The organism is Pseudonocardia sp. WMMC193, assembly GCF_021728735.1.
GTDB lineage: Bacteria > Actinomycetota > Actinomycetes > Mycobacteriales > Pseudonocardiaceae > Pseudonocardia > Pseudonocardia oroxyli.
The window spans coordinates 3,949,065-3,966,459 of sequence record NZ_JAKKDO010000003.1 but is presented as its reverse complement, the minus strand read 5'-3'; the positions used below and the strand labels follow the sequence as shown (position 1 = coordinate 3,966,459).

The 17,395-nt window shown below is 72.8% G+C and carries 17 protein-coding genes; 13 read left to right on the top strand and 4 right to left on the bottom strand.

Annotated features, from left to right (window positions below; all coding sequences use genetic code 11):
• Positions 1 to 59: 59 nt before the first annotated feature.
• From L3X23_RS20555 to L3X23_RS20510, 10 genes are all read left to right on the top strand, one after another.
• A complete protein-coding gene (locus tag L3X23_RS20555; protein ID WP_237193752.1) occupies positions 60 to 1,847 on the top strand; it encodes an ABC transporter family substrate-binding protein in 1,788 nt (595 codons plus the stop codon).
• 242 nt (positions 1,848 to 2,089) lie between these two features.
• Positions 2,090 to 3,826, top strand: a complete 1,737-nt coding sequence (locus tag L3X23_RS20550) for an ABC transporter family substrate-binding protein (RefSeq protein ID WP_093083801.1) — start codon at positions 2,090 to 2,092, stop codon at positions 3,824 to 3,826.
• A 129-nt stretch (positions 3,827 to 3,955) separates the two neighbouring features.
• Entirely contained in the window at positions 3,956 to 4,936 is a 981-nt protein-coding gene (locus L3X23_RS20545) for an ABC transporter permease (protein ID WP_093083804.1), read from the top strand.
• Positions 4,929 to 5,825, top strand: coding sequence for an ABC transporter permease (locus L3X23_RS20540; protein WP_093083806.1), 897 nt, complete (start codon positions 4,929 to 4,931; stop codon positions 5,823 to 5,825). The genes L3X23_RS20545 and L3X23_RS20540 overlap by 8 nt, the downstream gene beginning before the upstream one ends.
• A gap of 17 nt (positions 5,826 to 5,842) precedes the next feature.
• Positions 5,843 to 6,922 (top strand): ABC transporter ATP-binding protein, encoded by a 1,080-nt coding sequence (locus tag L3X23_RS20535; protein ID WP_255735247.1) that lies wholly within the window; start codon positions 5,843 to 5,845, stop codon positions 6,920 to 6,922.
• Positions 6,919 to 7,932, top strand: coding sequence for an ABC transporter ATP-binding protein (locus L3X23_RS20530; RefSeq protein WP_237193748.1), 1,014 nt, complete (start codon positions 6,919 to 6,921; stop codon positions 7,930 to 7,932). The genes L3X23_RS20535 and L3X23_RS20530 overlap by 4 nt, the downstream gene beginning before the upstream one ends.
• 65 nt (positions 7,933 to 7,997) lie before the next feature.
• Positions 7,998 to 8,828 carry an N-acetyl-1-D-myo-inositol-2-amino-2-deoxy-alpha-D-glucopyranoside deacetylase gene (gene mshB, locus L3X23_RS20525; RefSeq protein ID WP_374204879.1) on the top strand — a complete coding sequence of 277 codons (831 nt, stop codon included), beginning with the start codon at positions 7,998 to 8,000 and terminating at the stop codon, positions 8,826 to 8,828.
• Complete coding sequence (locus tag L3X23_RS20520) at positions 8,825 to 9,178, top strand: hypothetical protein (RefSeq protein WP_237193744.1); 354 nt, start codon at positions 8,825 to 8,827, stop codon at positions 9,176 to 9,178. Before mshB ends, L3X23_RS20520 begins: the two co-directional genes overlap by 4 nt.
• A 7-nt stretch (positions 9,179 to 9,185) precedes the next feature.
• Complete coding sequence (locus tag L3X23_RS20515) at positions 9,186 to 9,923, top strand: hypothetical protein (protein ID WP_093083815.1); 738 nt, start codon at positions 9,186 to 9,188, stop codon at positions 9,921 to 9,923.
• A gap of 62 nt (positions 9,924 to 9,985) precedes the next feature.
• A complete protein-coding gene (locus L3X23_RS20510; protein ID WP_237193742.1) occupies positions 9,986 to 10,420 on the top strand; it encodes a DoxX family protein in 435 nt (144 codons plus the stop codon).
• Here L3X23_RS20510 and L3X23_RS20505 read toward each other — a convergent pair.
• Positions 10,392 to 11,360 carry an N-acetyltransferase gene (locus L3X23_RS20505; RefSeq protein ID WP_237193740.1) on the bottom strand — a complete coding sequence of 323 codons (969 nt, stop codon included), beginning with the start codon at positions 11,358 to 11,360 and terminating at the stop codon, positions 10,392 to 10,394. The two genes, L3X23_RS20510 and L3X23_RS20505, sit on opposite strands and share 29 nt — an antisense overlap.
• A gap of 89 nt (positions 11,361 to 11,449) precedes the next feature.
• Here L3X23_RS20505 and fdxA point away from each other — a divergent pair, with 89 nt between their 5' ends.
• Positions 11,450 to 11,776 carry a ferredoxin gene (gene fdxA / locus L3X23_RS20500; RefSeq protein ID WP_176921321.1) on the top strand — a complete coding sequence of 109 codons (327 nt, stop codon included), beginning with the start codon at positions 11,450 to 11,452 and terminating at the stop codon, positions 11,774 to 11,776.
• Positions 11,773 to 12,855 (top strand): succinyldiaminopimelate transaminase, encoded by a 1,083-nt coding sequence (dapC, locus tag L3X23_RS20495; protein WP_237193738.1) that lies wholly within the window; start codon positions 11,773 to 11,775, stop codon positions 12,853 to 12,855. Before fdxA ends, dapC begins: the two co-directional genes overlap by 4 nt.
• An 18-nt stretch (positions 12,856 to 12,873) precedes the next feature.
• On the opposite strand, the gene L3X23_RS20490 is transcribed toward dapC, so the two are convergent.
• Genes L3X23_RS20490 through L3X23_RS20480 form a run of 3 tightly spaced genes read right to left on the bottom strand, consistent with a single transcriptional unit; the run spans position 12,874 to position 15,350 of the window.
• A complete protein-coding gene (locus tag L3X23_RS20490) occupies positions 12,874 to 13,815 on the bottom strand; it encodes a CHAD domain-containing protein (protein WP_237193736.1) in 942 nt (313 codons plus the stop codon).
• Between the two features lie 10 nt (positions 13,816 to 13,825).
• Entirely contained in the window at positions 13,826 to 14,761 is a 936-nt protein-coding gene (gene dapD / locus L3X23_RS20485) for a 2,3,4,5-tetrahydropyridine-2,6-dicarboxylate N-succinyltransferase (RefSeq protein WP_237193734.1), read from the bottom strand.
• 34 nt (positions 14,762 to 14,795) lie between these two features.
• A complete protein-coding gene (locus tag L3X23_RS20480) occupies positions 14,796 to 15,350 on the bottom strand; it encodes a helix-turn-helix transcriptional regulator (RefSeq protein WP_237193732.1) in 555 nt (184 codons plus the stop codon).
• Between the two features lie 987 nt (positions 15,351 to 16,337).
• Here L3X23_RS20480 and dapE point away from each other — a divergent pair.
• Positions 16,338 to 17,387 (top strand): succinyl-diaminopimelate desuccinylase, encoded by a 1,050-nt coding sequence (dapE, locus tag L3X23_RS20475; RefSeq protein ID WP_237193730.1) that lies wholly within the window; start codon positions 16,338 to 16,340, stop codon positions 17,385 to 17,387.
• The last annotated feature ends 8 nt before the right edge of the window (positions 17,388 to 17,395 follow it).

Sequence of the window (17,395 nt, the reverse complement as noted above, 5' to 3'; positions counted from 1 at the left end):
GCGCCCGGGATCGGTGGGGTCCTCCGGCGGCCTCATCGTCGCGGTGCGACGATGAGGTCATGAGGCGCGTCGGGCTGGCGATCGTGGTCGGCCTGCTGGTGTTCCTCGCGGCGTGCACGAACGCCCCCGTCGTGGCGCCCGCGCCCGAGCCGCCGCCGGTCGAGCCGGAACCGACCCCGACGCAGGTCGTGGTCGGGGTGGACGACCTCGGGGCGGGGTTCAACCCGCACCTGCTCGCGGACCGCTCCCCGGTCACCCAGGCCCTGTCCACGCTGGTCCTGCCGAGCGTGTTCCGGCCGGACGCCGAGGGCGCCCTCCAGCTGGACACCACGGTCGCGACCAGCGCGGAGGTCGTCTCGACCAGCCCGTTCACCGTGTCCTACGAGCTGAACGTGCAGGCGAGCTGGTCGTCGAACTCGCCGATCGCCGCCGAGGACTTCGTCTACCTCTGGCAGCAGATGCGGTCCGCGCCCGGCACCGTCGACGGCGAGGGCTACCGCCACATCACCGACGTGCGGTCCCGGGCGGGCGGCAAGGCCGTCGACGTGGTGTTCGACCAGGCCTACCCGCAGTGGCAGTACCTGTTCTCCGGGCTGTTGCCCGCCCACATCCTCAAGGACGCCCCCGGGTCCTGGACCGGGGCGACGGCGGGCGGGCTGCCGGCGTCGGGCGGGCCCTTCCGGGTGATCGGGGTCGACCGCGGCCGCGGCGAGGTCACCCTCGCGCGCAACGACCTCTACTGGGCCACCCCGGCCACGCTCGACCAGATCGTCCTGCGCAGGCTCGACGCGGGCCCGATGGCCGAGGCGCTGCGGACCGGCGGGGTCGACGTGGCCATGCCCGCCACCGAGCCGGAGTTCACGTCCGCGCTGGCCGCCTACGAGGGCACGCCCGCCCCCCGTCCCACGGTCACCGACCTGGCGCTGCGCGCGGACAACGGCCCGCTGGCGGACGTGCGGGTGCGCCAGGCCATCGGGTCGCTGCTGGACCGCGAGCAGATCCGCACCGAGGTCGCACCCGGGGCCCTGGCCGCGAACGCCTTCGGGCTCGCCCCGTCCCAGCCCGGCTACGCCCCGACGGGACCGGGGGGCCCGGACCCCGCGGCCGCCGAGCGGCTGCTCACCGAGGCCGGGTACACGCGGTCGGCGACGGGAGCGTGGGTGCTGGGGTCCACGCCGCTGGACATCGTGGTGGCCGCGGGGGCGGAGCGGAGCACCGACCTGGCGGTGGCCCAGGCCGTCGCCCGGCAGCTGGAGGCGGCGGGGATCGGGGTGGAGGTCGTCGCGCCGCCCGCCGCGGACCTGTACAGCCAGCGGACGGTGGCCGCGACCCCGCCACCGACCTCCACGACGCCGACGCCCGTCCCGACCGCCACCCCCGCGCCGACCACGGCTCCGGCCGCCGCTCCCACCGCGGCGGCCACCACCGCCACCACCACCGCCGCGGCCACGAGCGCCACGAGCTCGCCGAACGCGACGGTCCGGGCGGACGTCCTCGTGCTCCCGCGCGCGGTCGGCGGGCCGATCGGGCCGCAGCTGGCGTCGGACTACGGGTGCCCGGAGCCGACGGCCGCGTTGCCGAACCCGCCCGCGCTGCCCGGCGGCTTCTGCTCGGCCGTGCTGCAGCCGGACCTCGAGGCCGTGGCGACGGCCGCCGTGCCGGACCCCGGCAGGCTCGCCACGATCGAGCGGGTGCTGTGGGCGCAGCTCCCGGCGCTGCCGCTGTTCCAGCAGACGTCGCTCATCGTGAGCACCCGGTCCGCGGCCACCGCGACGGGGTTCGGTCCCGGCCCGTTGGTGACCGGCCCGCTGACCGGAGCACAACGCTGGGTGCCACCCGCCGACTGACGTCCCCCGAACGGGGCACAAGTTACTCCAGGGTAATCACGATGTGTCGTACTGTCCACTTCACGTCACCCTTTGGTCACGATCGGCGACTCGGCCGGCGGGATCACGTGCCGGCTTCCTAAGTTGCCGAGGGATCGGACGCCCTCGCCGCCACATGGGGAGGGGACACCCGGCCGATCCCGGTGCCCGACCCGGGCGCCGACCGGGCTGATGCTGATCAGTGAGATCGAGGAACTCCATCCATGAAGAGAACGCGCGCGGCAGCGGCCGCTGCGGTCGCCACGGCGGCGGCCCTTGTCCTTGCGGCCTGTGGCGGTGGCGGCGGCGCCGGAGGCAGCTCGGGCGGGGTCTACGGCGACTGCGCGACCGACCCCAACACCTGTAACTCGGCGGCGCCGGACCAGCTCCAGCAGGGTGGCACGGTCACCCTCGCCTCCGAGAAGAACATCGACAACTGGAACGTCATCTCGTCCGAGGGCAACACGGACTGGACCGGGATGGCGACCAAGCCCCTCCTGACGTACGCGTTCTACACCTCGCCGGACCTCAAGCCGACGCTGAACACGGACCTGCTGGACTCGGCCGACCTCACGAACCCGACCACGGTCACGTACAAGATCAAGCAGGACGCGGTCTGGAGTGACGGCACCCCGGTCACCGCGGACGACTTCGCGATGTCCTGGAAGTGGCAGAACACCCGGGACTGCCCCGAGTGCGAGACCGCGGGCAACGGCGGCTACGACCTGATCCAGAGCGTCACCGGCTCGGACAACGGCAAGACCGTCACGGTCGCCCTGTCCCAGCCCTACACCGACTGGCAGAGCCTGTTCAACTCGGCGGCCCCGCTGTTCCCGGCGCACATCGGCGCCCAGCAGGGCGACCTGAACTCCCCGGCCGGGCTCAAGGCGGCCTTCGACTACTTCGGGTCCACGGTGCCGAACTACTCGGCGGGCCCCTTCCTGGTCGAGAACTGGCAGGACAACGTCGCGCTGACGCTGGTCCCGAACCCGAAGTGGTACGGCGCGACCAAGCCGAAGCTGGACCGGATCGTCATCCGCGTCATCACCGACGCCACGCAGGAGCCGCTGGCCCTGCAGAACAACGAGGTCCAGGCGCTGTTCCCGCAGCCGCAGGTCGACATCGTCAATCAGCTGCAGAACATCCCGAACGTCTCGCAGTACCAGGCCGCGGGGCTGAGCTGGGAGCACTTCGACTTCAACCTGGTGAACCCGTTCCTCGCCGACAAGGCGCTGCGCCAGGCGCTCTACACCTCGGTGAACGTGCAGGACATCATCGGCAAGACGGTCGGGCAGTTCAACTCCGACATCAAGCCGCTGACCAACAAGATGTTCGTGCCCGGCCAGGACGGCTACCAGGACAACCTGACCGCCACCGGCCAGGGCGCCGGCAACGTCGACGCGGCGAAGAAGATCCTCACCGACGCCGGCTACACCGGTGTGGGCACCGCACTCGTGGCGCCGAACGGCCAGGCCGTGCCGACCCTGCGGATGCGTTACACGGTGGGCAACGCGGTGCGGCAGACCGAGTCGGAGCTGTTCGCGGCCTCGGCCAAGCAGCTCGGTGTGAACGTCGAGATCCAGACCACCGACAGCCTCGGCACCACGCTGTCCACCGGTGACTACGACGTCATCGTGTTCGGCTGGATCATGTCGCCCGCCCCGTTCGGCGGCGCACAGCAGCTGTGGCTGTCGACGTCCGCGTCGAACTACGGCAAGTACGTCAACCCGACCGTCGACCAGCTGATCAACGAGGCCGCGTCGTCCACCGACATCAACGCGGCCCGGGCCCAGCTCAACGACGCCGACAAGATCATGGCCGAGGACGCCTACGTGCTCCCGCTGTACCAGAAGCCGACCCTGGCCGCGGTGCAGAACACCCTGGGTAACGTGCGCAACAACGCGTCGCTCGACGGGATCACCTACAACACGTCCGAGTGGGGCATCCGCTCCGGCTCGTGACCTGACGACCGGGTGCGGGTCCGCCTCTGGGGGCGGGCCCGCACCTCGGTCTACCCTGCAACGGCGGCCTGACTCCCGCCACCAGCGGGCCGAGGGCCGTACTCCCACCACGAGTCGGAAGATGGCCGCATGCTCGCCTTCGCCGTGCGCAGGATCCTGTACTCGATACCGGTCCTGATCGTCGCGTCGTTCATCATCTTCGCGTTGGGTTCGGCGTCCGCCGACCCGCTCGCGCCGCTGCGGGAGAAGAACCCGCCCGCGCCGCAGAACGTGATCGACGCGGAAACAATCCGCCTCCACCTCGACCAGCCGCTGCTGCAGCGGTACTTCTCCTGGCTCGGGGGCATCTTCACCGGGGACTTCGGTCCCTCCGTCGTGTCCACCGCGAACATCGGCGCGGACCTGGGCGACCGCTTCCTGGTCACGATCCGGCTCATCGCGCTCGCCATGGTGATCGCGCTGATCCTGGCCGTCGTGATCGGCGTGCTGACGGCCGTCAAGCAGTACTCGAAGTTCGACTACACCGCCACGTTCCTGGGCTTCCTGTTCCTGGCGATGCCCGCGTTCTGGTTCGCGATCCTGCTCAAGCAGGCGGGCATCGAGTTCAACGGCCTCGTCGGCACGCAGGCGATCTACACGATCGGCCAGGCGTCCGTGCCCCCTCCGCAGGGCACCGGCGCCTACATCGCCGACATCATCGGGCACATGATCCTGCCGACGATCTCGTTGGCGCTCATCTCCTACGCCGCGTGGAGCCGCTTCACCCGCGCCTCGATGCTCGAGGTGATGAACTCCGACTACGTGCGGCTGGCCCGTGCCAAGGGCCTGACCCGGCGCACGGTGATGGTCAAGCACGGGCTGCGCACCGCGCTCATCCCGCTGACCACGGTCACCGCCCTGGACATCGCCTCGATCATCGGCGGCGCCGTCGTCACCGAGAACGTCTTCCAGTGGAAGGGCATGGGCGACTACCTGGTGAACTCGATCCGCATGAACGACGTCTACGCGACGGCGTCCTGGCTGCTGATCGCGGCCACCGTGGTGATCGCCTTCAACCTGATCGCCGACCTGCTCTACGGCGTCCTCGACCCCAGGATCCGCTATGCCTGAGACCCTCGTGAAATCGCCCGACCGGGAGTTCACGGTCGAGGAGCGCAGCCAGGCACAGCTGGTGTTCCGGCGGTTCCTGCAGCACCGCGCGGCCGTGGTCAGCCTCTGCGTCTTCGTGGTGCTGATCCTGCTGGCCTACGTCGGCGGCTGGCTCTGGAAGTACGACGCCGGGCAGTACACCCCGGACAACTCCGTCCCGCCCTCGTGGGACCACCCGTTCGGCACGGACTCGGCCGGGCGCGACCAGTTCGCGCAGGTGCTGCGCGGGACCCGGATCTCGCTGCAGGTGTCGGTGTCCGTGGCCATCCTGGCGACGCTCGTCGGCACGCTGTGGGGCTCCGTCGCCGGGTACTTCGGCGGCTGGGTCGACACGCTGATGATGCGCATCTCCGACCTGGTGCTCACGCTGCCGCTGATCGCCGTGGCCGCCATGCTGGCGCACAACTTCGGCGGCAGCTGGTACCTGATCGCGCTGGTCATCGCCGCGCTGTACTGGGCGTACGTGTCCCGGGTGGCGCGCGGTGTGGTGCTGTCGCTGCGGGAGAAGGAGTTCGTCGAGGCCGCGAAGGCGCTCGGGGCGAGCGACACCCGGATCATCCTGCGCCACCTCGTGCCGAACGCGTTGGGCTCGATCCTGGTCAACCTGACCATCCTGGTGGCGCTGGCGATCCTGCTCGAGACCTCGCTGTCCTACCTGGGCTTCGGCGTCACCCCCCCGGACACCTCGCTCGGCCTGCTGGTCAGCGAGGCGCAGACGGCGCTGACCACCCGCCCGTGGCTGTTCTACTTCCCGGGCCTGTTCATCATCATCATCGCGCTCACGATCAACTTCATCGGCGACGGCCTGCGTGACGCGTTCGACCCGCAGCAGACGAAGGTGCGCCAGTGACATCGGAGCAGATCGATCTGGCGCCGTCGCGCCGCAAGGGCGCCGCGGGGGAGGTCGTGCTCGAGGTCTCGAACCTCGACGTCACCTTCCCGTCCGGCGACGGTCCCGTCCGCGCGGTCCGCGGCGTGGACTACACGCTGCACCGCGGCGAGGTGCTGGGGATCGTCGGGGAGTCCGGCTCCGGCAAGTCCGTGACCAGCATGGCCGTGATGCGGCTGCTGCCGACCACCGCGAAGGTCACGGGCGAGGTCCGGTTCGACGGCCGCAACCTGCTCGAGCTGTCCGAGTCGGAGATGACCCGGGTGCGCGGCTCGAAGATCGCGATGATCTTCCAGGACCCGATGACCTCGCTGAACCCCGTCTACACGGTCGGGGCGCAGATCGCCGAGGCCGTCCGCGCGCACCACGACGTGTCCAAGGCCGTGGCGCTGGACCGGGCCGTGGAGCTGCTGGACAAGGTGCGCATCCCCAACGCGCGGGACCGGGCGTCGTCCTTCCCGCACGAGCTCTCCGGCGGCATGCGCCAGCGCGTCGTGATCGCGATCGCCATGGCCAACGACCCGGACGTGATCATCGCGGACGAGCCGACCACCGCGCTGGACGTCACCGTGCAGGCCCAGATCCTCGACGCGCTCAAGGCGGCGCAGCAGGAGACGGGCGCGGCGATGGTGCTCATCACCCACGACCTGGGCGTGATCGCGGGCCAGGCCGACCGCGTGATGGTCATGTACGCGGGCAAGCCCGTGGAGATCGGCACCGCGGAGGACGTCTTCTACACCCCCCGCATGCCCTACAGCCTCGGCCTGCTCGGCAGCCTGCCGCGGATGGACCGGCCCAGCGAGCGGCTCACGCCGATCCCGGGCTCGCCGCCGTCGGTGGTCAACATGCCGCCCGGCTGCCCGTTCGGGCCGCGCTGCCCCAAGCACACCGAGGTGTGCGACGAGACCGAGCCCGAGCTGCGCGCCACCACGAGCGCCACGCACCTGGCCGCCTGCCACCACGCCGAGGCACTGGTCGGGGCCGAGGCCGAGGACGTGTTCGACACCGAGGTCGCGGATCACGACGCCCTCGCCCAGCTGGCGGAGGAGACCCCGTGAGCGAGCCGCTGCTCAGCGTCCGCAACGTCGTCAAGCACTTCCCGATCCGCTCCAAGGGGCTGATCCGCCGGCAGATCGGGGCCGTCCAGGCGGTCTCGGACGTGTCGTTCGAGCTGGCCGAGGGGGAGACCCTGGGGCTGGTCGGCGAGTCCGGCTGCGGGAAGTCCACGACCGCGCGGGTGGTGCTCAACCTGATCCCGGCGACGTCGGGGCAGGTGCTCTACAAGGGGCGCGAGCTCACCGGCATCAGCCGCGGCGGGATGCGGGAGCTGCGCCGCGAGCTGCAGATCGTGTTCCAGGACCCGTACGCGTCCCTGGACCCGCGGATGCCGGTGAACGAGATCATCGCCGAGCCGCTGCGGATCCACGGGCTCTACGCCGACGGCGGGCGCGAGCAGGTCCGCACGCTGATGCAGACCGTCGGGCTCAAGCCCGAGCACGGCAACCGCTACGCGCACGAGTTCTCCGGCGGGCAGCGCCAGCGCATCGGGATCGCCCGGGCGCTGGCCCTGCGGCCCAAGCTGCTGGTGCTCGACGAGCCGGTGTCCGCCCTGGACGTCTCCATCCAGGCGGGCGTGCTCAACCTGCTCGACGAGCTGCAGTCCGAGCTCGGGCTGTCCTACCTGTTCGTCTCGCACGACCTGTCGGTGGTGCGGCACATCGCGGACCGGATCGCGGTGATGTACCTCGGGCAGATCGTGGAGACCGGCACGTCGGAGCAGCTGTTCACGGCCCCGGCGCACCCCTACACGCAGGCGCTGATCTCGGCGATCCCGCTGCCCGACCCGCGCAAGGAGCGCGCCCGGGAGCGGATCACGGTCGTCGGGGACCTGCCGAGCCCGGCGAACCCGCCGAGCGGGTGCCGGTTCCGCACGCGGTGCCCGAAGTTCGCGAACGAGCTGACGAGCGAGCAGCAGACGCGGTGCGTCGAGCAGCCCCCCGAGCTCGTCGACCGTGGCGACGGCCACCCGTCGAGCTGCCACTACGCGGAGTCCCGGGCCCTGCTCTAGCCGCGTCGTGGAGCCACAACTGTCGTTCGGAGGGCTCGTGGACGGCGTTGTGGCTCCATGATGCGATGCTCTTCGCCGTGCCAGATCGTTGCGTGCTGTTCGTGCATGCCCATCCGGACGACGAGACGCTCTCGACCGGGGGTGCGATCGCCCGTTACGCGGCCGATCCCGCGGTGCGCTGTGTCGTGGTCACCTGCACGCTCGGCGAGGAGGGCGAGGTCATCCCGCCCGCTCTGCGTGAGCTCGCGCCGGACCGCGCCGACCAGCTCGGCGGGTACCGGATCGGGGAGCTGGCCGGTGCGCTGAGCGCGCTGGGCTCACCCGAGCACCACTACCTGGGCGGGACCGGGCGGTGGCGGGACAGCGGGATGGGGCACGGGGAGGGCACACGGGCCGTCGCGCTGCCGACCCTGCACCCGCGGGCGCTCTCCCGGCCGGACTCGTTCGCCGAGCAGGTCGCGCAGCTGCGCGCCGTCGTGGACGACGTCCGCCCGGACGTCCTGGTGTCCTACGCGGACGACGGCGGCTACGGCCACCCGGACCACGTGCGCGCGCACGAGCTGACGCACGCCGTCGCCGACGGGCGCAGGGTGTTCCACGCCGTCCGGTCCCGCTCGGCGCTCGACGCCGGAGTGGCCGCGCTCGGCGCGCACCCGTTCCGCACCCCGGGGCCGGACGAGCTGCCCACCGTGCCCGACGACGTGGTCACGACCCGGCTGGACGTCACGCCGTACCGGGCGCAGCTCGTCGCCGCCATGCGCGCCCACGCCACCCAGGTCGCGGTGGCCGACGGGGCCTACGCGATGAGCAACGACGTCGCCCAGCCCTACCTCGACGTCGAGGAGTACGTGCTGGCCACGCCCGGGCCCGCCCCGGCCGACGACCTCCTCGCATGAGGGCGGCGACGATCGTCCTGCTCACCGTCGCCGGCGCGGGACTGGCGGCCTGGGCCCTGCTGCTGCAGCCGCTCTACATCGGTGCCGTGCCGGTGCCCGTCGGGACGGTGATCACGCTGCTGTCGCTGCCGTGGCTGATCCGGTTCGCGGCCGACGTGTCCTCGGCGTCGCCGGTGATCGCGTCACCCCTGATCGTGTGGATCGTGGTCGTCGGGGTGCTGGGGTTCGCGGGCCCCGGCGGGGACGTGTTGCTGCCCGCGACCTGGCAGTCTCTGGTGTTGCTGGTCGCAGGTCTGCTCAGCGGGGTGATCGCCACTCGACGCGCGCTCGAGGCCACTTATTCGGGATGATTCGCGCGTGAGTGACGCGATCTCCGATTCCGCCGTCGTGGCCGTGCTGCGCCCGTTCGTGCGGGCGACCCGGCCGATCCTGCGCGCGCTGCGCGAGTCCGATCCGTTCGGGCTGCGCACGCGTCGTCACGAGGGCTCGGACTCCGTGCGCGACAAGCTGCTCGACGGGCTGGCCTCGGTCAAGGTGCCCGGCACCGCGGCGTGGGCGGACATGGACGTCGCGGCCCGGACGCACTGGTGGATCCGGCGGGTCGGGCGGTTCACCACCGCGATCGCCGCGATCCCCGGGCTGGGCGGTGCGCTGGCGCAGCGGCTGCCCGTCACGTCGGCGGTGGGGGCGGCGGCGCAGGGGATGCTGCTCGTGGCCGTCGCGGGGGAGCACGGGGTCACCGACGAGGACGAGCTGGTGGCGCTGCTCGCCTGGGTGCTGTTCCGGCGCAAGGTGGCCCAGCGCGACCTGTCCGCCACCGAGGACGCCGCGGCCGACCGGAAGGCGACCGAGATCAAGGGCGACCTGGCCGAGGGCGACACGCCGATGGCGGCCCGGATCGCCTCGGCCGTGTGGCGGCTGGGCCGCGCGTTGTTCGCGGTGGAGGACGAGCTCGACCAGCGCCATCACGGCCGCTTCTACCACCGGTTCCTCGCGATGCTGCCGGTCGTCGGGGTGCTCGGGAAGTACCTCGGCGAGTGGTCGGGGCTGAAGAAGGCGGCGCGGGAGGCGGAGAAGTGGATCGCCGAGCGATGAGGTCCCGGAACGTCCGCGGTCTCCCCTTTCGACACTGACGCTCGAACCTCGGGGAGTTCGCCATGACCGCCACGCTCACTCGTCCGGTCTCCGCCGCCGCCACCTCCGCGCGGCGGGACACGCTGAAGGACGGGGTGCTGCTCGCCTTCCGCCTCGTCGTCGGGTTCCTGTTCCTGCTGCACGCGGTGGTCCCGTTCGGGCTCGCGGGCGGGATGGACGGGGCCGGTGCCGCCGCCCCGGCCTGGGACTTCTCCTGGTTCGTCGGGATCGCGCAGGGGATCGGCGCGGTGCTCCTCGCGGTGGGGCTGTTCACCCGGGTCACCGGCTTCCTGCTGTCCGGGATGATGGCGTTCGCCTACTTCACCGTGCACGCGCCTGCGGGCTGGAACCCGATCTGGAACCTGGGCGAGCAGGCGGCCCTGTACTCGTGGATCTTCCTGCTGTTCGTCGCGGTCGGCGCCGGTCGGTTCAGCGTGGACCGGCTCCGCCGGGGATGAGGTAGTGGTACCGGTGGTGCTCGCGCCAGCCCTCGCGTGCGTAGAACGCGAGTGCCGCCGTGTTGTCCAGCGCCACCTGCAGGACCCCCCACCGTGCACCGTGTGCGTGGCCCCAGGCGCAGGCCGCGGCGGTGAGCCGGGTCGCGACCCCCGTGCGTCGGGCGGCCGGGACGGTCTCCAGGCGGGACAGGTACAGGTGGTCCTCCACCACGGCCGCCCGGATCGCACCGACGACCCGACCGGCCCGGCGCTCGACCCCGAACCCCAGCGTGCGGCCTCCGGTGAGGATCCGGCGTTCGGTCTCGTGGGCGGGCCCGCCGCCGACGCTCCACCAGTCCGCGTCCGGTTCGGCGGGTAGCCGTACCGCCTCGCCCGCCGTGAGGTCCGTCACCAGGACCGCGACCTCGGCACCCGCCGCGTGTCCGGCCTCCAGGACCCATCCCACATGTTGGGCGGCCTTCGACCACGGTGACCCGATGGGCGTCTGCAGCCGCGGGGTCACGCCGTGGGCGGCGGCGAAGGCCCGGACGCGGTCGAGAGCGACGTCCGGTGGGAGGCCGGGGTCGCCGACCGCGAGGGCCGAGTTCGCCCGGTTCGTGTAGCCGCCCGCGGCGCGCAGCCGCCAGGCGCCCAGCGGCTCGTCGACCAGCGCGGGCCAGGCGTCCGCGCAGAGGTTCTCCAGCCTGGCCACGGCGCTCCAGGAGGCCCGCCGCGGGGGTGCGGGCGGCACCAGGCGCAGCGCCACGACCGCCTCCCGGTCGACCCGCACCGGGCCCCGCCGCGTGGCGACGACGACGGTCCCCGGTCCGTCGTCGGGACCGCCGTCGGAGAGCACCCCGACGGCGTCGCTGAACAGCGGCCGCCCCTCGCGTTCGCCGATGCGGAACCGCAGCGACACCCGCTCGCCCAGTGCGGCGCTCCAGTCGTGCTCAGGGGCCATCTGGTGAGGCTCCCCTTCCCATGCTCACGTCGGTACCGGCGGGTTAATCTGCCATGCAGACACCACTGCCCGCTTGTGGAGGACCTTCCGTGACGTACGTGATCGCCGAGCCCTGTGTGGACCTCAAGGACAAGGCGTGCATCGAGGAATGTCCGGTCGACTGCATCTACGAGGGCGGCCGGATGCTCTACATCCACCCGGACGAGTGCGTGGACTGTGGTGCGTGCGAGCCGGTGTGCCCCGTCGAGGCGATCTACTACGAGGACGACGTGCCCGAGCAGTGGGGCGCGTACACCAAGGCCAACGCGGACTTCTTCGAGGAGCTGGGCTCCCCGGGCGGCGCCTCGAAGGTCGGGCTGACCGAGGCCGACCCGGAGCCGATCAAGAGCATGGCCCCCGTCGAGCACGACGAGTGAACAGGCTCCCCGACTTCCCCTGGGACTCGCTCGCGGACGCCAAGGCGACCGCGGCGGCCCACCCGCAAGGCCTCGTGGACCTGTCCGTCGGCACGCCCGTGGACCCGGTGCCCGCGGTCATCCGGGAGGCCCTGGCCGGGCCGGCGGCGGACGTTCCCGGTTACCCGACGACGTACGGGCCGGAGTCGCTGCGTGCGGCCGTCGCGGGGTCGCTGGACCGTCGCTTCGGCGCACCCGTCGACCCGGCGGCCGTGCTGCCCACGATCGGCTCCAAGGAGCTGGTCGCCTGGCTGCCGACGCTGCTCGGGCTGGGTTCCGGCGACGTGGTCGGGGTGCCGGAGACGGCCTACCCGACCTACGAGGTCGGCGCGCTGATCGCCGGGGCCACGCCCGTCCGGATGGCCGACGGGGATCCCCCGCCCCCCGGCGCCAAGCTGGTCTGGCTGAACTCGCCGTCGAACCCGACCGGGCGGGTGCTGACCGCCCCGCAGCTGCGGGAGTCCGTGGCGGCCTGTCGGGCCGCGGGCGCGGTGGTGGCCTCCGACGAGTGCTACCTGGCGTTGTCCTTCGGCGCGCCCGCGGTGTCGGTGCTGCACTCCTCGGTGTCCGAGGGGGACCACGCGGGACTGCTCGCGGTGCACTCGTTCTCGAAGTCGTCGAACCTCGCCGGGTACCGGGCGGCGTTCGTGGCCGGGGACCCGGCGCTGGTGAAGGCGCTGCTGGAGATTCGCAAGCACGCCGGGATGATCGTCCCGTTCCCGGTGCAGGCGGCGATGGCCGCGGCCGCCGCGGACGACGCGCACGTGGCCGAGCAGGTCGCGCTCTACGAGAAGCGCCGGGTGCGGCTGCGCGCGGCGCTGGAGGGCGCCGGGTACCGCGTCGACCACTCCGAGGCAGGCCTGTATCTGTGGACGACCGAGGGCAAGCCGTGCCGGGAGACGATCGCGTCGCTGGCCGCGCTGGGCATCCTGGCCGCGCCCGGGGAGTTCTACGGGGCGGCCGGGGCGTCGCACGTGCGGATCGCCGTCACGGCCACCGACGAGCGGATCGACGAGGCCGTGCGGCGGCTGGGCTCCTAGGCCCCCGCTAGATCTCCGCTAGATCTCCGCGGCGCGGGCGGCGACGTGCTCCCACGCCGTCCACCACTGGGCGCGCTTCTCCGTGGCCCGGGCGCGCTCGCGTTCGACGAGCCGCCCGGCCACGAAGACCACGTGGGCGTCCGGGTACTCGCCCAGGCCGTCCAGGAGGCCGCGGATGCGCTCCTCGGCCACGCAGGCGTCCTGGTGGTCACCCAGCACCTCCTGCAGGCCCGCGGTGGCCTTGAGCAGCCGCTTCACCGGCGCACCGAGCATCGGCTCGACCAGCTCGCCGACGTAGCGCACGCGCTTGCCGCGGATCCGGAGGTCGTGCAGCACCTGGTCGGGCGGGTCGTCGCCCGCCCGCCGGACGGCCCGGGTCAGCCGCTTCACCTCGAGCCGGACCAGGTCGATGAGCTCCGGCTGGGCCCGGGTGGCCGACGGCGTGGGCAGCGGGAGCCGGATGGCGTCCGCCAGGCGCTCCAGCAGGGCCTGGTAGCGGCTGGAGCCGAGCACGGCGAGCATCTCCGCGCGGGCCGCGGTCCGCTCCTCGACCAGCGCCGCCACGAGCGTCTCGCCCGCCGCCCGCTCGAGCTCGGGCAGGGTCGCGAGCTCGCCGCGCAGGCGCAGGAGCAGCACGTCGAGGTCGCGGACGGGCCCGAGCGCGCGCCCCAGCCACCCCAGCTCGGCGCGCAGGTCGTCCGCCCAGCCGGCGTCGAGCAGCGGGCGGGCGGCCTTGAGCGCCGCCCGCATCCGCCGCACCGCGACCCGCATCTGGTGCAGGTGCTCGGGCTCGGTGCCCACGCGCGTGCCCGCGTCGTGGGACAGCAGGGCCCGGAGCCTGAGGTCCAGTGCGGCCCGGACGTGGTGGGCCGGGGAGTCCTGCGGCGCCGCCGTCAGCGGGGCGGGCAGGTCGCGCTCCGTGAGGAGGGCCGGGGCGGGTGCGGGGGAGGAGCCGTTCACGAGCCGCGTCTCAGTTCGCGTGCAGCATCGCGTTCAGGGCGATGCCGGATCCCGTGCGGGGCAGCGCCTCGACCGCGCCGGACACGCTGTTGCGGCGCAGCAGCAGCCCGTTCTGGCCGCTCAGGGAACGGGCGGCGACGGTGGCGCCGTCCGGGAGGGTGACCTTCGTGCCCGCGGTGACGTAGAGGCCCGCCTCGACCACGCAGTCGTCCCCCAGGGAGATCCCGACGCCGGCGTTCGCGCCCAGCAGGCAGCGCTCGCCGATCGCGATCACCTCGGTGCCGCCGCCGGACAGGGTGCCCATGATCGACGCGCCGCCGCCGACGTCCGATCCGTCGCCGACCACGACGCCCGCCGAGATCCGACCCTCCACCATGGACGAACCGAGGGTGCCCGCGTTGAAGTTCACGAAGCCCTCGTGCATGACGGTGGTGCCTTCGGCCAGGTGGGCGCCGAGCCGGACGCGGTCGGCGTCGGCGATCCGGACGCCCGCCGGGAGCACGTAGTCGACCATGCGCGGGAACTTGTCCACGCCGTAGACGGTGACCGGGCCGCGCTGCTGCAGCCGGGTCCGGGTCAGCTCGAACCCGGCCACCGCGCAGGGGCCGTGGTTGGTCCACGCCACGTTGGCCAGCAGCCCGAACTGGCCCTCGAGGGAGACCTCGTGCGGCCGCACGTGCCGCCCGGAGAGCAGGTGCAGGCGCAGGTAGACGTCCGCCGCGTCGACGGGCTTGTCGGCGAGCGAGCCGATCTCGGTCCGGACGATCGTGCGGGTGACCCCGCGCGCCTCGTCGGGGCCCGCCAGCGCCTGCAGGTCGGCGGTGGTGTCCGGGGCGTCGGTGCCCAGCGCGGGGGCGGGGTACCAGACGTCGAGAACGGTCCCGTCGGTCGTGACGGTGGCCAGGCCGGTGCCGGAGGCGGGGTCGGTGCGGAAGGCGGTGCTCACGGCCGTCGAATCTAACTCAGCCGTGTTCGGGGGCTCAGCCCTCCTCCGGGTGGCGGCGCAACCACTCCTGCTCCGTCATCGGGCGAGGGGCGGCGCGGAAGAGGTGCACCCGGGTGTCCCATTGGGAATGCCGGCGCACGGCGTCCCGGTGGCCGCGGCTGCGGTGGAAGGTCTCGGGCGGGCGTGCGAGTCCGTACTTGTCGCCCCACCAGGTGCCGCCGGGGTCGGTGAGCAGGACGAGGTCCTCGTGGGCGGGGAATCGGCGGTCCGCCCCGTCGAGCAGCCCGCCGCGGGGGACGTCCCGCATCGGCTCGACGACCCGGGCGCCCCGGTCCGCGGCCACGAGGACCAGCCCGTCGACGGCGAGGATCTGTTCGAGGACCGGCACCGTCGGATGGAGGCGGCGGGCCTCGATGCGCCCGATGGTGGTCCGCGACACCCCCGCCCGCTCGGCGAGCTCGCGCTGGTTCAGCCGGGTGCGCCTGCGCACCGCTCGGACCAACCCCGAGACGTCCAGGCCCCGGGGCGGCGGGTCGTCGGTCGCGGGGGGCCGGGTGTCAGGGCTGTCGGTGTTGGACTCGTCGGACATGGCGTGAGTGTGCGGCGCCGCGGGCGGCCTGGACCGACGTCTGCTCGAGCTGTGGACGGACGGGGCCGGGTGTGGATGGTTTCGGCCGAACCGTCGTCCGCCCGGTCCGCGGGTCGGCGTCGAGTGGTAGATGCGGGGCGGGCTGGTGCGGCCGCGCGGCGGGTGGGGTTGGGGGTCGGGCGCCTTTGCAGTGTCAGCGGATCCGCACCTGTGGCGGGGCTCATGATTTCGCGGGGCAGGGGGCAGGGGGCAGGGGGCAGGGGGCAGGGTCGGGCCGTGGTTGCCCGGCGGGCGGATTGCGGTCCGGTCGGCCGCGACAGGTGCTGTCGGCGGTCCCTCCCCGCGGGCGGGGTGAGGGTGCCGGTGCCCTTTGCAGTGACGGCGGATCCGCCGCCAGGTCGTCACAGCGTTGCGGAGCGTCACACGCTCGTCACCAGGCCGGCGCTGGGCCGTTGCTGGGCGGTTGCTGGACCATTGCTGGACCGCGGCGGCCGCCGCGGCGGCGGTCGCGTCCAGCCGTCGCGCGAGGGCCGCGGTCGCGAGGGGTCCGGGACTCGGCCGCCGAAGTCACTCTGCGTCGGATGGCAGCCCCGCTCCGCGAGTGTGCGGATGCGCTGTCACTGCAAAGGGGCGGCGGATGATGCGTGGTCCTCGCCCGACGCGGATGCGCTGTCACTGCAAAGGGGCCGCCGGTGACGCGCACGGTCTCGTCAGATGCGCATGCGCTGTCACTGCAAAGGGGCGGGCAGACGATGCTCGGTCCCGCCTGATGCAGATGTGCTGTCAGTGCAAAGGGGCCGGCGGATGATGCGCCGTCGCCGCACGTTGCGGATGCGCTGTCAGTGCAAAGGGGGCGGCGGGGTGGACCTTGTCCGGAGCCGGCGTGGGCGCGGCTCGGGTCGTGATCGGCGGACGGGGAGGGCGCGAGAGCGGGGCGTGGAGCGGCCGATCGGCGCGTCCGGTCGGGGCGCGTGGAACAGTGGGCCCGTGGACCTCACCGCCGACCCGATCGACCTGACCGCCGCGCTCGTGGACGTCCCGAGCGTGTCGGGGGACGAGGAGAAGCTGGCCGACGCCGTCGAGGCGGGGCTGCGCGCGCATCCGCACCTGGAGGTCGTCCGGGACGGGCAGGCGGTGCTCGCCCGCACCCGCCTCGGGCGGCCGAGCCGGGTGCTGCTGGCCGGGCACCTCGACACGGTGCCGATCGCGGACAACGTGCCGAGCAGGCGGGAGGGGGACCTGCTCTACGGCTGCGGGACCAGCGACATGAAGGCCGGGGACGCGGTGTTCCTGCACCTGGCCGCGACGCTGCCGGAGCCGCGGCACGACCTCACCCTGGTGTTCTACGACTGCGAGGAGGTCGAGGCCGTCCGCAACGGGCTGGGCCGGATCGAGCGGAACCTCCCCGACTGGCTGGCGGCGGACCTCGCGATCCTCGGCGAGCCCACGGACGGCGAGGTGGAGGCGGGCTGCCAGGGCACCCTGCGGGTCGAGGTGCGCACCACCGGCCGCCGCGCGCACTCCGCGCGGTCGTGGCTCGGCGACAACGCGATCCACCACGCGGGCGAGATCCTGCGCAGGCTGGAGACGTACACGCCGCGCAGCGTCGACATCGACGGATGCCGCTACCGCGAGGGCCTGCAGGCGGTGCGGATCGCGGGCGGCGTCGCGGGCAACGTCGTGCCGGACGAGGCCGTCGTGACGATCAACTTCCGGTTCGCCCCCGACCGCACCACCGACCAGGCCGAACAGCACGTCCGCGAGGTCCTCGACGGCTACGACGTGACGCTCACCGACCTGTCCGCGGGGGCGCTGCCCGGGCTGTCCCAGCCCGCCGCGCAGCAGTTCCTGCAGGCCACGGGGACCACGCCGCGGGCGAAGTACGGGTGGACCGACGTCAGCCGGTTCGCCGCACTGGGCATCCCGGCGCTGAACTACGGGCCCGGCGACCCGAACCTCGCCCACACCCGGGACGAGCACGTCGACACCCGGGCCATCACGCGTTGCACAGAGGTCCTCACCGCGTTCCTGGCGTGACACCGCTG

Excerpts from the sequence above, each read along its gene's own strand:
- L3X23_RS20550 (WP_093083801.1), top strand. The coding sequence starts at position 2,090 with ATGAAGAGAACGCGCGCGGCAGCGGCCGCTGCGGTCGCCACGGCGGCG.
- L3X23_RS20555 (WP_237193752.1), top strand. The coding sequence starts at position 60 with ATGAGGCGCGTCGGGCTGGCGATCGTGGTCGGCCTGCTGGTGTTCCTC.
- mshB (WP_374204879.1), top strand. The coding sequence starts at position 7,998 with ATGCTCTTCGCCGTGCCAGATCGTTGCGTGCTGTTCGTGCATGCCCAT.
- L3X23_RS20520 (WP_237193744.1), top strand. The coding sequence starts at position 8,825 with ATGAGGGCGGCGACGATCGTCCTGCTCACCGTCGCCGGCGCGGGACTG.
- L3X23_RS20510 (WP_237193742.1), top strand. The coding sequence starts at position 9,986 with ATGACCGCCACGCTCACTCGTCCGGTCTCCGCCGCCGCCACCTCCGCG.
- L3X23_RS20545 (WP_093083804.1), top strand. The coding sequence starts at position 3,956 with ATGCTCGCCTTCGCCGTGCGCAGGATCCTGTACTCGATACCGGTCCTG.
- L3X23_RS20540 (WP_093083806.1), top strand. The coding sequence starts at position 4,929 with ATGCCTGAGACCCTCGTGAAATCGCCCGACCGGGAGTTCACGGTCGAG.
- L3X23_RS20505 (WP_237193740.1), bottom strand. The coding sequence starts at position 11,360 with ATGGCCCCTGAGCACGACTGGAGCGCCGCACTGGGCGAGCGGGTGTCG.
- L3X23_RS20480 (WP_237193732.1), bottom strand. The coding sequence starts at position 15,350 with ATGTCCGACGAGTCCAACACCGACAGCCCTGACACCCGGCCCCCCGCG.